General features: G+C 63.0%; 9 protein-coding genes. 4 read left to right on the forward strand and 5 right to left on the reverse strand.

Annotated elements, in window-relative coordinates; translation table 11 throughout:
• Positions 1-312: an NGG1p interacting factor NIF3 gene (locus tag BUQ73_RS21140; RefSeq protein ID WP_079229539.1), complete on the reverse strand. Its 312-nt coding sequence runs from the start codon at positions 310-312 to the stop codon at positions 1-3.
• Between the two features lie 3 nt (positions 313-315).
• Positions 316-4215, reverse strand: a complete 3900-nt coding sequence (gene purL / locus BUQ73_RS21145) for a phosphoribosylformylglycinamidine synthase (RefSeq protein WP_079229540.1) — start codon at positions 4213-4215, stop codon at positions 316-318.
• A gap of 489 nt (positions 4216-4704) precedes the next feature.
• On the opposite strand from purL, the gene mltF reads away from it, so the two are divergent.
• Entirely contained in the window at positions 4705-6162 is a 1458-nt protein-coding gene (gene mltF / locus BUQ73_RS21150) for a membrane-bound lytic murein transglycosylase MltF (protein WP_027920139.1), read from the forward strand.
• 111 nt (positions 6163-6273) lie between these two features.
• On the opposite strand, the gene tadA is transcribed toward mltF, so the two are convergent.
• Positions 6274-6753, reverse strand: a complete 480-nt coding sequence (gene tadA, locus BUQ73_RS21155) for a tRNA adenosine(34) deaminase TadA (RefSeq protein ID WP_027920140.1) — start codon at positions 6751-6753, stop codon at positions 6274-6276.
• Positions 6753-8135, reverse strand: coding sequence for a multicopper oxidase family protein (locus tag BUQ73_RS21160; RefSeq protein WP_079229541.1), 1383 nt, complete (start codon positions 8133-8135; stop codon positions 6753-6755). Before BUQ73_RS21160 ends, tadA begins: the two co-directional genes overlap by 1 nt.
• A gap of 217 nt (positions 8136-8352) precedes the next feature.
• On the opposite strand from BUQ73_RS21160, the gene BUQ73_RS21165 reads away from it, so the two are divergent.
• From BUQ73_RS21165 to BUQ73_RS21175, 3 genes are all read left to right on the forward strand, one after another.
• Positions 8353-9342 (forward strand): hypothetical protein, encoded by a 990-nt coding sequence (locus BUQ73_RS21165; protein ID WP_079229542.1) that lies wholly within the window; start codon positions 8353-8355, stop codon positions 9340-9342.
• 49 nt (positions 9343-9391) lie between these two features.
• Entirely contained in the window at positions 9392-10567 is a 1176-nt protein-coding gene (locus BUQ73_RS21170; RefSeq protein WP_079229543.1) for a hypothetical protein, read from the forward strand.
• A gap of 112 nt (positions 10568-10679) precedes the next feature.
• Positions 10680-11843 carry a hypothetical protein gene (locus BUQ73_RS21175; RefSeq protein WP_152031592.1) on the forward strand — a complete coding sequence of 388 codons (1164 nt, stop codon included), beginning with the start codon at positions 10680-10682 and terminating at the stop codon, positions 11841-11843.
• A 91-nt stretch (positions 11844-11934) separates the two neighbouring features.
• Here BUQ73_RS21175 and guaA read toward each other — a convergent pair whose 3' ends face one another.
• Positions 11935-13512 carry a glutamine-hydrolyzing GMP synthase gene (gene guaA / locus BUQ73_RS21180; RefSeq protein WP_079229545.1) on the reverse strand — a complete coding sequence of 526 codons (1578 nt, stop codon included), beginning with the start codon at positions 13510-13512 and terminating at the stop codon, positions 11935-11937.
• Positions 13513-13553: the final 41 nt, after the last annotated feature.

Below are 13553 nucleotides of genomic sequence, written 5' to 3' on the forward strand. Positions count from 1 at the left end.
TCAGATATCCAGCAGGCGCCAGACCTCATAGGCTGGCGTCTCGTACGGGTGGCTCTGCTTGAGCGCAGCGACGACCTGAACGATCAGGTCGTCGGCTACCACCAGCTCCACCTTCCACTCCTCGACCACCTCGACCTGGCCGGTTTGCCCGAGGAACGGCTGGCTGCCGTCCAACGGGCGAAACTGGCCTTGGCCCAAGGCCTGCCAGGCGCAGTGGTCATAGTCGCCGATACGCCCACCACCTGCGGCGAACACGGCGGCCTTGACCCCTTCAACATGGCTGGCCGGGACGAAGAAGGCGAGCTTGTACACGCCTTAGTTCACCCACACGCGGGCGTTGCGGAACATACGCATCAGCGCGGCGTCTTCCTGCCACTCATCCGGGCGCCAGGAGTTCTGCACGGCGCGGAACATACGCTCCGGGTGCGGCATCATGATGGTCACGCGGCCATCGCGGCTGGTCAGGCCGGTGATACCACGCGGCGAGCCGTTCGGGTTGGCCGGGTAGGCTTCGGTCACCTTGCCGTGGTTGTCGACATAGCGCAGGGCCACGCAACCGGACAGGTCAGCTGCCAGCAGTGCCTCTTCGCTGGCGAACTCGGCATGGCCTTCGCCGTGGGCGATGGCGATCGGCATGCGCGAACCGGCCATGCCCTGCAGGAAGATCGAGTTGGACTTCTGCACCTCGACCATGGCCACGCGCGCCTCGAACTGCTCCGAACGGTTGCGCACGAAGTGCGGCCAGTGCTCGGTGCCCGGAATCAGCTCGTGCAGGTTGGACATCATCTGGCAACCGTTGCACACGCCCAGGGCGAAGCTGTCGGTACGCTCGAAGAAGGCCTGGAAGGCATCGCGGGCGCGGCTGTTGAACAGCGCCGACTTGGCCCAGCCTTCACCGGCGCCCAGCACGTCACCGTAGGAGAAACCACCGCAGGCAACCAGGCCCTTGAAGGCTTCGAAGTCAACGCGGCCGGCGAGGATGTCGCTCATGTGCACGTCGATGGCAGCGAAACCTGCACGGTCGAAGGCGGCAGCCATTTCAACCTGGCCGTTGACGCCCTGCTCGCGCAGGATCGCCACTTGCGGGCGCACGCCCTTCTTGATGTACGGTGCGGCGATGTCATCGTTGACGTCGTAGCCCAGCTTGACCGACAGGCCCGGGTTTTCTTCCTCGAGCAGCAGGTCGAATTCCTGGTCGGCGCAGTCGGCGTTGTCGCGCAGGCGCTGGATCTGGTAGCTGGTTTCGGCCCACTGGCGCTGCAGCATGCGACGGTCGTCGTCGAACAGCACTTCGCCGTTGAGGCTGATGGAGACTTCACCGTTGTTGATCGGTTTACCGATCACCGCGACGCACTCTTCGCCCAGGCCGGCAGCGCTGAACTGTGCCAGTACGTCCGGGGTGGCATCCTGGCGTACCTGGATGACCGCACCCAGCTCTTCGTTAAAGAGGATGGCTGCCACGTCGGCCTTGCTGTCGGTCAGCGGGTCGAGTTGCAGGTCGAGGCCGCAATGGCCGGCGAAGGCCATTTCCAGCACGGTGGTCAGCAGGCCGCCGTCGGAGCGGTCGTGGTAGGCCAGCAGGTGACCGTCGGCGTTCAGGCCCTGGATCACGGCGAAGAAGGCCTTGAGGTCTTCGGCGTCGTCGACGTCCGGTGCCTGGGCCGCGATCTTGCCGTAGGTCTGGGCCAGGATCGAGGCGCCCATGCGGTTTTTGCCGCGGCCCAGGTCGATCAGGATCAGGTCGGTCTCGCCCTTGTCCATGCGCAGTTGCGGGGTCAGGGTCTGGCGGATGTCAGTGACCGGGGCGAAGCCGGTGATGATCAGCGACATCGGCGAGGTGACGCTCTTCTCGGCGCCCTCTTCGCTCCACTTGGTCTTCATCGACATCGAGTCTTTGCCGACCGGAATGGTGATGCCCAGCTCCGGGCACAGCTCCATGCCCACAGCCTTGACAGTGTCGTACAGGCGCGCGTCTTCACCCGGGTGGCCGGCAGCAGACATCCAGTTGGCCGACAGTTTGATGTCGGACAGTTTCTCGATGCGCGAGGCGGCCAGGTTGGTGATGGTCTCGCCGATCGCCATGCGCCCGGAAGCCGGGGCATCCAGCAGGGCCAGCGGGGTACGCTCGCCCATGGCCATGGCTTCACCGGTGTAGACGTCGAAGCTGGTAGCGGTGACGGCGCAGTCGGCCACCGGAACCTGCCACGGGCCGACCATCTGGTCGCGGGCAACCAGGCCGGTGATGGTGCGGTCGCCGATGGTGATCAGGAAGCTCTTGCTGGCCACGGCCGGGTGGTTCAGCACGCGCTGGACAGCCTGGTCCAGGTCCAGCTTGCTTGGGTCGAAGTCATCGCCCAGCTCGGCTTCGCGGGTGACCGAACGGTGCATGCGCGGCGGCTTGCCCAGCAGCACGTCAAGCGGCATGTCCACTGGCGTGTTGTCGAAGTGGCTGTCGGTGACGGTCAGGTGCGGCTCTTCGGTCGCTTCACCGACCACGGCAAACGGGCAACGCTCGCGTTCGCAAATGGCCTGGAAACGCTCGAAGTCGACGGCGCTGACGGCCAGCACGTAACGCTCTTGCGACTCGTTGCTCCAGATTTCGTGCGGGGCCATGCCCGGCTCGTCGTTGGGCACGTTGCGCAGCTCGAAGCGGCCACCGCGGCCACCGTCGTTGACCAGCTCAGGGAAGGCGTTGGAGATACCGCCGGCGCCGACGTCGTGGATGAAGGCGATCGGGTTCTTGTCACCCAGCTGCCAGCAGCGGTCGATGACCTCCTGGCAACGGCGCTCCATTTCCGGGTTTTCGCGCTGTACCGAAGCGAAGTCCAGGTCAGCCGAGCTGGCACCGGTCGCCACCGACGAGGCGGCGCCGCCGCCCAGGCCGATGAGCATGGCCGGGCCGCCGAGCACGATCAGCTTGGCGCCAACGGTGATCTCGCCCTTCTGCACGTGGTCTTCACGGATGTTGCCCATGCCGCCGGCGAGCATGATCGGCTTGTGGTAGCCGCGCACTTCTTCGCCATGCGGGGTATTGATGGCCTGCTCGAAGGTACGGAAGTAGCCGGTCAGGGCCGGGCGACCGAATTCGTTGTTGAACGCAGCGCCGCCCAGCGGGCCTTCGATCATGATGTCGAGGGCGTCGACGATACGCTCTGGCTTGCCGTAGGCCTGTTCCCATGGCTGTTCGAAGCCGGGGATGCGCAGGTTGGATACGGTGAAGCCGGTCAGGCCGGCTTTTGGCTTGGCGCCACGGCCGGTCGCGCCTTCGTCGCGGATTTCGCCGCCGGAGCCGGTGGAAGCACCGGAGAACGGGGCGATGGCGGTCGGGTGGTTGTGCGTCTCGACCTTCATCAGGATGTGCACCGGCTCCTGCACCGCGCCGTACTGGCGGGTTTCAGGGTTCGGGAAGAAGCGCCCGGCGACGTTGCCGACGATCACCGAGGCGTTGTCCTTGTAAGCCGACAGCACGCCTTCGTTGTGCATCTGGTAGGTGTTCTTGATCATGCCGAACAGGCTCTTTTCCTGAGCCTGGCCGTCGATGTCCCAACTGGCGTTGAAGATCTTGTGGCGGCAATGCTCGGAGTTGGCCTGGGCGAACATCATCAGTTCGATGTCGTTCGGGTTGCGCTTGAGCCCCTGGAAGGCGTTGACCAGGTAGTCGATCTCGTCTTCGGCCAGGGCCAGGCCCAGGTCGATGTTGGCCTTGGCCAGCGCGTCGCGGCCACCGGCCAGGATGTCGACCGAGGTCATCGGCTTGGGCTGGGCGTGGCTGAACAGGTCCGAAGCCTGCTCCAGCTGGGCCAGCACGCGCTGGGTCATGCGGTCGTGCAGCTCGGCGGCGACAGCTGCGGCATCGGCATCGCTCAGATCACCGGCGACGTAGTAGGCGATGCCGCGCTCCAGGCGCTGGATCGACTGCAGGCCGCAGTTGTGGGCGATGTCGCTGGCCTTGCTGGCCCATGGCGAGATGGTACCCAGGCGCGGCACGACCAGGAACAGGCGGCCGGTCGGCTCCTGTACCGGCACGCTCGGGCCGTATTTGAGCAGACGGCCCAGCACCTGCTGCTGGTCGGCGGTCAGCTCGCCGTCAACGTCGGCGAAGTGGGCAAATTCGGCATACAAACCAGTAACAGCGGGGACTTTCTGGCTCAGTTGCTCGAGTAATTTACCGTGGCGAAAGGCAGAAAGGGCAGGAGCGCCGCGCAGGATCAACATCGTCGGGACAGCCTCAGGAAGGGGTGTGCTTAGAGGCCGTGCATTCTAGCCTAATTCGACGGCTTTCGGCACCCGCTCTAAGCCATGGCTGCCGGGCGGCGGAACCGGACTTCGGGGTCAGATTTCCGAGGGGTTCGCCTTGGGTTTTTCAGCGCCCAGGAGATCGAGCGCCGCCCGCGCGGCGCATCGCGGATGAATCCGCTCCTACATCTGTTTCGGGCCAATCACGCTTGTGAGGTCACCGCTGCCCGCTTTTGCTTGCTCCCTTCGATACCGAGGTGTACGCAAGGCGGGCAGCGCACCTATCACAGGACGGACTGGCCCTTAACAGATGTAGGAGCGGATTCATCCGCGATGCGCCGCGCGGGCGGCGCTCGATCTAACGGGTACCGACTCTCTATAGGCATGCCCCACCACACAACCCGCTACCAGACAAGCTATCTGTTGTCGAGATATGGCTGGGCCGGTCCTTTGCGTATACTGCAACCTATGTTCGCCCACACTGCTTTGCGCCAACGTTGCGCCAGATGGCTAATCGCAACCGGACTCTTTCTACTGCTCGGTGCCTGCGTTGAAAAACCCAGCACCCTCGAGCGCGTGAAGGAGGACGGCGTGCTGCGCGTCATCACCCGCAACAGCCCGGCCACCTACTTCCAGGACCGCAACGGCGAAACCGGCTTCGAGTACGAGCTGGTCCAGCATTTCGCCGACGATCTCGGCGTGAAGCTGCAGATCGAGACCGCCGACAACCTCGACGAACTGTACGACTCGCTCGGCAAACCGTCCGGCCCGGTGCTGGCAGCTGCCGGTCTGGTCAGCAGCGACCGGCGCAAGGCGCAGGTCAGGTACTCGCACCCCTACCTGGAAGTGACCCCGCAGGTCATCTACCGCAACGGCCGCCCCCGCCCCACCGATGCCAAGGGCCTGGTCGGCAAGAAGATCATGGTACTCAAGGGCAGCAGCCACGCCGACCAGTTGGCTGAGCTGAAGAAGCAGTACCCTGGCCTGCAATACGAAGAGTCCGACGCCGTCGAGGTGGTCGACCTGTTGCGCATGGTCGATGAAGGTCAGATCGACCTGACTTTGGTCGACTCCAACGAGCTGGCGATGAACCAGGTGTACTTCCCTAACGTGCGGGTTGCCTTCGACTTGGGCGATACCCGCGACCAGCGCTGGGCAGTGGCTGCGGGGGATGACAACAGCCTGCTCAACGAGATCAACGAATTTCTCGACAAAGCGCAGAAGAACGGCACCTTGCAGCGCCTGAAAGACCGGTACTACGGCCATGTCGACGTACTGGGTTACGTGGGTGCCTACACCTTCGCTCAGCACCTGCAACAGCGCCTGCCCAAGTACGAAAAGCACTTCAAGAGCTACGCCAAGGTCGAACAGGTCGACTGGCGCCTGCTGGCAGCCATCGGCTACCAGGAGTCGATGTGGCAGCCGGAAGTCACTTCCAAGACTGGCGTGCGCGGCCTGATGATGCTGACCCAGCGCACCGCCCAGGCAATGGGCGTGTCCAACCGCCTGGACCCGAAGCAGAGCATTCAGGGCGGTGCCAAGTACTTCATGAAGATCAAGGAAGAGCTCGACGACAGCATCCAGGAGCCTGACCGCACCTGGTTCGCCCTGGCCGCCTACAACGTCGGCACCGGCCACCTGGAAGACGCCCGCACCTTGGCCAAGCGCGAAAAGCTCAACCCGAACAAGTGGCTGGACGTGAAGAAGATGCTGCCCCGGCTGGCCCAGAAGCAGTGGTACCGGCAGACCAAATACGGCTATGCCCGTGGTGGCGAACCGGTGCACTTCGTGGCCAACATCCGCCGTTACTACGACATCCTCACCTGGGTGACCCAGCCGCAGCTCGAAGGCCAGGTGGCCGAGGGCAACCTGCATGTGCCTGGGGTGAACAAGGACAAGCCAGCGGATCAGTCGCCGCCGATGTGAGCCTGTAGCGGCCTTTTCGCGGGCAAACCCGCTCCTACAGGGACTGCACAGGTTTTGAGAGCCGTGCTATCTCTGTGGGAGCGGGTTCACCCGCGAAAGGGCCGCTACAGGTTAATTCCTGGCTCGTCGAGCCTTGAAGAAGTCACTCAGGATCTGCCCGCACTCCTCCGCCAGCACCCCGCCCTCCACCATCACCCGATGGTTGAGAAAGCCCTGCCCGAAGAACTGCCCCTGGCTCTGCACGATCCCCGCCTTGGGCTCCAGCGCCCCGAACACCACCCGCGCCACCCGCGAATGCACGATCAGCCCTGCGCACATGCTGCACGGCTCCAGGGTCACGTATAGGGTGCTACCCGGCAGCCGGTAGTTGCTGGCGGCCTGGGCCGCCGCGCGGATGGCCACCATTTCGGCATGGGCGCTGGGGTCGCTGTCGACGATCGGCCGGTTGAACCCCTGACCGATCACCTGGCCATGCTGCACCAGCACCGCCCCCACCGGCACCTCGCCCATGGCTGCACCCTCGGCGGCCAGGCCCAGGGCCAGGCGCATGAATTCCTGATCGCGGCTACGGTCGATGATCTGCGGTCGCATCAGACCACCGCGATCGCGGCCATCAGGCCGGTTTCCATGTGGTCGATGACGTGGCAGTGGAACATCCAGGTACCGGGGTTATCCGCTACCAGCGCCACCTGGGCGCGCTCGTTCTTGCCCAGCAGGTAGGTGTCGGTGAAGTAAGGCTCGGGGATCTGCCGGCGATTGGAGCCGATCACCTTGAAGCTCATGCCATGCAGGTGAACCGGGTGCTGGTACTGGGTCATGTTCTTCAGCTCGAAGATGTAGCTCTTGCCCTTCTTCAGCGTGGCGATCGGCCGGTCGGCGCAGGTCTTGTCGGTGATGTCCCACGCCTGACCGTTGATCTGCCACATGCTCGATGGTTTTTCAGGATCGGCGTCGACCGAGACGCTCGCTGCCCATTCGAAATTGAAGTTGAGCTTCTCGGCATTCTCCAGGTCCGGCTCGGCGATCGGGTTTGCCGGCAGGGCCTTGGGCCAGTCGCCCGGTGCTTCGTTACTGGCTACTGAACGCAAGGTGCCCAGGCGCACGAAGCCGTCGCGCAGCGAGACTTCCTCACCCACCTCAGGAATGCGGATGGCCAGGCAGATGCGCATGCCAGGGCCCAGCCAGTATTCATCATCCAGTGGCCGTGGGGTCACGGGGTTGCCGTCGAGGGCATAGATTTTCGCCTCGCAGTTGCCTTTGAGGTTGAGGCGGTAAGTCCAGGTGTTGTCCAGGTTCAGCAGGCGCACGCGCACCACCTGCCCAGCCGGCAGTTCGGTGACGGAGTCGGCCTGGCCATTGATGGTGATCAGTCGCCCGGCGGTGCCGTTACGCGCAGCTTCGCGGGGGATGCTGAACGGCAGCCAGGCGCCCTGCTCGTCCACGTGCCAGTTCTTCAGGCTCAGGGTGCGCTCGTGCTTGAACCCGGTCGGTTCGCGCTCCTCGACGATCAGCGGGCCGACCAGCCCACGCCCAAGCTCCTCGGAGCTGCTGACATGGGGGTGATACCAATAGCTGCCTGCATCCGGCACGCGGAACTTGTAGTCGAAGTACTCGCCCGGCTTGACCGGCAACTGCGAGACGTAAGGCACGCCGTCCATTTCCAGCGGCAGGCGAATGCCATGCCAGTGGATGGTGGTTTCCACCGGCAGGTGGTTGATAAAGCGCACCCGCAGCCAGGTGCCCTGGCGTACCCGCAGCTCGGTGCCCGGCGCGGAGGGGCCGAAGGCCCAGGCCTCGGTTTTGAAGCCAGGCACCAGCTCCACGTCCAGGGGCGCGGCGATCAGCTCGTAGTCGTGCCCGGCGTTCTCGTCCTCCACCTTGCCCAGCCAGTAGCGCGCAGCGCCCCCGGCGCCCAGGCCTACCACAGCAAGGCCGGTCAGGCCCTTGAGCATTTGTCGACGGGTAAAGGACATCGGTGCAGGTACCTCGTTTCGGCGCAATCAAGCTGCCAACATGGCTGGCGGTGAAGGGCGAATACGATACACCTGCAAATGGGAAAGTTTAAGTGAAGTGTTAACGGGTTAGCATTTAGCCCTCATGGCTTAAGAACAAAACCGTATATCACTGGAAAACAATATCAATATAACATCATCCCCCTTCCTCCCGACGCAACAGTCAAGGATGAGTCAAATGGGGTTATTGGACGCTATCTGGACCGGGATCGACGATGCCGTCTGCGGCTGGGCCGAACTCTTCACCCACAGCCGTCAGGAAAAGGTCGAGGCAGCCCATCGTCGCTTCAGCTTTCTGATCGAAGACATCAAGTCGCTGGAAGCCGTACTCAAAACCGTTTGCGACACCCACCAGGACGCGATAGGCGCCCTCGCCGCACAGGCCAGCAACCTCAACCCGCATCTGGGCTACGACCCAAGCGCTTCGCAAAGCAATGCCGAGCACGTCATTCATACCGTGTCATCGGTGAGCAGCGGCGCCGGGCAACTGGCCGCAACGGTATGGCTTGGGTCGACAGCCTTGCGGGTGGCAAGCGTGGCCATGATCGCCGGCAAGGTGTTCGTGGTCACCGCCGTCATCACCACCGTGCTGCAGACCGTGCTGCAAGGCATGGAAGTAGCACACCTGCGCGAGCAGGCCCGCATACTGGATGAGGAAACGGCCAAGCTCAAACAGCTGTTGTCGGACCTGGCCATCGAGGTGGAAGCCGTCATCCAGGACCTGCAGTCGACCTACGACCCTCTCATGCCACTCCAAGCTGGCCGGCATGTCGTGGTTGACTCTCTCGATGGGCTCAAACGACTGGAGCTCGAAAGCTTCTACGAGCGTATACGCAAGCTTCTGCTATTGGCGCGCGAGCAGGATTCGGAAAACCGCAGCGCTTTCATCGCCATGCGTGAACAGGTCGAGCAGGATAATCGATTCGTCCATGCCAACCTGATCGTCGCCATCAAACAGCACACCATTGACCAAAGCGTCGCCGCCACCCATTTGCTCAAAGCGGTCAACGCCTTGCGCAGCGGCATGCCGCTCGAACAGCTGCAGGACATCTTCGATCTCTCGTCAGATGCACTGGAAAACGTGATCGATTTCGTCAAGGCCAACCCGCTGCAACAACCTCGATTCGAATGCGGCCGCGACGGCAGCATCAAGATCCTTGCAGCCTGAGTGTTTTAACACCGCATCACCATCAACGTTCAACAGGAGTGATCGCGCAATGAGTGAAGTAGCAATCGAGACAGGTATCGGCGACAGCATCATGATCGGCTTGAACGATGCAGTGGCCGGCTGGCATGAGCTGTTTACCAGCGAGCGCAAAAAGCGCCTCGAGCAGACGTGCCAGCAGCTGAGGTTCATGCAGCAGGACATTCGCGACGTACAGATTCTGTATGGGCTTCTGACCGCCGGTTACAACGAAGTCATCCAGCATCTGCTGCTGCAGGCGCAACAGTTCAAGAACATTTTCCATGTCGAACCCACCGGCGCCTTCGCTGAAGGCGTGGACATCGGCAAGCGCATCTCGCTGTTCACCTCGGGAATCACCAGCGTCGTGGCCACCGGCTCGTACCTCGCCATTGGCACCTCCCGTTTGTGGTCGCTGATGGGGCGGGTGTCCTCGACACCGGTCAACGCAGTCGCCTCGGGGGCCGAGGTTGAAATGGTGCTGATTCAAGGCATCGCGCGGCTGAACGCCGGGGCCAACGTGGCCACGGTAGCCAGCGAAGTCACCGAAACTGCCAGCACCGCACTGCGGGTCACCAACATGGTCGGCAAGGTCGCCTTCTATGCAGGGTTGGTGGCGGCGGCGCTGCAAACGGTGCTGCAAGGCATCGAAGTGGCTAACATCCGCAACGCGCAGAAAGAAGTGGAAAGCAACATTCAGGAACTGGACACGCTGCTCAAGCAGATCAAGGTCGAGCTGCTGGCGCTGTGCGGGGCATTGCGGGCCACCTACGAAGGCGTCACCAAGGTGGAAAACGGCAAGCATGTCGTACGCCTGCCTGGCGCGCCCGAGCGGGATTTTCTGCTCGAAGACTTCCTTGCCGACATCGAAAGCCTCACCGAACTCATCACCCAGCAAAATGCCACCGATGACAAGGCATTCCAGGATGTGCGGCTTCGCCTGGTGCAAAACCAAGCGACACTCAAGGCCGTGTTGGTGCCTGCCCTCACCCAGAGCATGACAGTGCTGGCAACGCTTCAGGACCAGGTGCGCATGGCGTTCAAGATGCTACGCCGCAAACGGCCGCTGGAGGAGGTCGCTGACACGGTCGAGCTGGAGCCTGGCCTGCTCGATCAATTGGCTGCCTATGTGGAGCAACATCCGCAAGCAGTAACAGCCCCCAATCTGTTCATGAACAAACAGGGTAACCTCGAGCTGATCGACGCTTGATCCCAGGTACGCCTCGCGCTCGCTGCGCGCGCGAGGCGTTGCGCGCCTTCGCTTTCTGCCGCCCCTACAAGGAACAAGCATCATGACCCTATTCAACGACATCACCCAAGGCGTGAGCTACGTCATCCAGAGCTTTCACGAAAAGGCCTCCGGGCAGCGCACCCAAGCCCTCAAACTGGCGTCCTTGCGCCTCAAATGCCTTGAGCAGAGCCTTGGCGATTGCCAAGCGTTCGGCCAGGCGGCCAGCAGCTACCTGCAGGACGTGGCGGAGCAGCTAGGCCGGGAAATCAAGACCATGAATCGCGTCGCCCCGCCCGACCAACCGAGCCTCAAGCTCCCGGTCGATAGCTGGCGCACACTCTACTCAGCGGGTGGCGGCACCAAGAAAGCGCTGTCCTTCAGCCTCAATGCGCTACGCACCACCCTGTTCATCGGCGAGCTTCGTCGGCTGTCGTTCAGCCAGATGCTTTCATCTGCGCCACTGACACAGCCTGGCATCGAGATGACCGTGATCGGGGCCGCCAATCGCCCGGTAACCACCGTGGCGGGCACCGCCGAACTCTCGAGCGCTGCGCAATGGGTAAACCGGCTCGCCGCCACGGCGCGCTATTTCGGCATGTTCATGACCGCATTCGAGCTGTTCATGAGCTCGCGCTCCATTGCGCAAATGCAAGCGCTGCAGGATCAGCTCGAGCAATATGCCCGCGAAGCCGACAAGTACCTGCAAAGCGTTCACGAGACATTCGAACAGATGGTCGCGCAAATGCGCGAACTGTATGTGCCGCTCTCGCAGCAAGGCCCTGACGGGCAAGACCAGTTGATCGATACGCAGGGCAATACGCTCGTGCTGCAAACGCATTTTGCCCAGATCGCGGGGCTGGCCGAACGCCTTGGCGAACAGGTCCATGGTGGCAGTACCGCCCAGGCGGTGAGTGAGCAGCGCCAGCGCATGCAAGCGATTTTCCCTGAACTGCTAAGGCAGGCGAGCCTGGCCAAGGCGGTTCTCATCGACCAGAGCCAATCGAGGATGCGTGACATTGCCATCCGCGAGAGGCAGGTTCAAACGGCGATGCGCGCACTCAGAGGCGGCATCGACAACGAACAGGTCAGTGAGATCGTGGGCCTGCCTCAGCGCTTGATCGAGCAGTTGAGCGCTTTCGCCCAAGCCACGGCGGCAACCCCATCCAGGGTGCCGCAACTGGAAACGACGGCCGAAGGCGACTGGGTTGTGCGTTCGCCAGACGCGCCCGCCGCCGAGGCGGCATCAGCCATTTAACCTCAACGCCGTGCACAAACGCCAAGGGCCCGCACGAGTGCGGGCCCTTGGCGTTTTCAGCAAGCGCTTGCCGGTCAGTACCGGCTAACGATCACTCCCACTCGATGGTGGCTGGCGGCTTGCTCGACACGTCGTAGGTGACGCGGGAGATGCCGTCGATTTCGTTGATGATACGGCCGCTGACGGTCTCCAGCAGCTCGTACGGCAGGTGTGCCCAGCGCGCGGTCATGAAGTCCACGGTCTCGACGGCACGCAGGGCCACGACCCAGGCGTAGCGACGGCCATCGCCAACGACGCCAACCGACTTGACCGGCTGGAACACCACGAATGCCTGGCTGGTCTTGTGGTACCAGTCGGCCTTGCGCAGCTCTTCGATGAAGATGTGGTCGGCGCGACGCAGGATGTCGGCGTATTCCTTCTTCACTTCACCCAGGATGCGCACGCCCAGGCCCGGGCCCGGGAACGGGTGGCGGTAGACCATGTCGTACGGCAGGCCCAGCTCCAGGCCGATCTTGCGCACTTCGTCCTTGAACAGTTCACGCAGCGGCTCGACCAGCTTGAGGTTCATTTCCTCTGGCAGGCCACCGACGTTGTGGTGCGACTTGATCACGTGGGCCTTGCCGCTCTTGGCGCCAGCCGACTCGATCACGTCCGGGTAGATGGTGCCCTGGGCGAGGAACTGGATGTTGTCCAGCTTGCTGGCCTCGGCATCGAAGATGTCGATGAAGGTGCGGCCGATGATCTTGCGCTTCTTCTCCGGGTCGGCTTCGCCTTCCAGGTTGTCGAGGAACTGCTTTTCAGCGTCGGCGCGGATCACCTTGACGCCCATGTTCTCCTTGAACATGGCCATCACCTGGTCGCCTTCGTGCAGGCGCAGCAGGCCATTGTCGACGAATACGCAGGTCAGCTGGTCGCCGATGGCGCGGTGCAGCAGTGCGGCAACCACGGAGCTGTCAACACCGCCGGACAGGCCCAGCAGGACGTTGGCCGAACCTACTTGCTCACGCACCTGGGCGATGGCGTCTTCGACGATGTTGGATGGGGTCCACAGGGCTTCGCAGCCGCAAATGTCCTGAACGAAGCGGGACAGGATACGACCGCCCTGCTTGGTATGGGTCACTTCCGGGTGGAACTGCACGCCGTAGTAGCCGCGCGAGTCGTCGAACATGCCGGCGATCGGGCAGCTCGGGGTGCTGGCCAGCACGTGGAAGTTGCCCGGCATCTGGGTGACCTTGTCGCCGTGGCTCATCCACACGTCCAGGCCCAGCACGCCGTCATCGTCCACGTGGTCTTCGATGCCGTCGAGCAGGCGGCTCTTGCCGACCACGTCAACGCGGGCATAACCGAACTCACGCAGGTCGGAACCTTCGACCTTGCCGCCCATCTGCTCGGCCATGGTCTGCATGCCGTAGCAGATGCCCAGGACCGGCACGTTCAGGTCGAACACCGCCTGTGGGGCGCGTGGGCTGTTGGCTTCGTGGACCGACTCGGGGCCGCCAGCGAGGATGATGCCGCGCGGGTTGAATTCGCGGATCGCTTCATCGTCCATGTCGAACGGGTGCAGTTCGCAGTACACGCCGATTTCGCGCACGCGGCGGGCGATCAGCTGGGTGTACTGGGAACCGAAATCGAGGATCAGGATGCGGTGAGCGTGAATGTCGAGGGCCATGACTCAATCTCGTCAGTGGAAATCGGAAACGACGCGGGGCT

The sequence above is a fragment of the Pseudomonas putida genome, from assembly GCF_002025705.1.
Lineage (GTDB): Bacteria > Pseudomonadota > Gammaproteobacteria > Pseudomonadales > Pseudomonadaceae > Aquipseudomonas > Aquipseudomonas putida_J.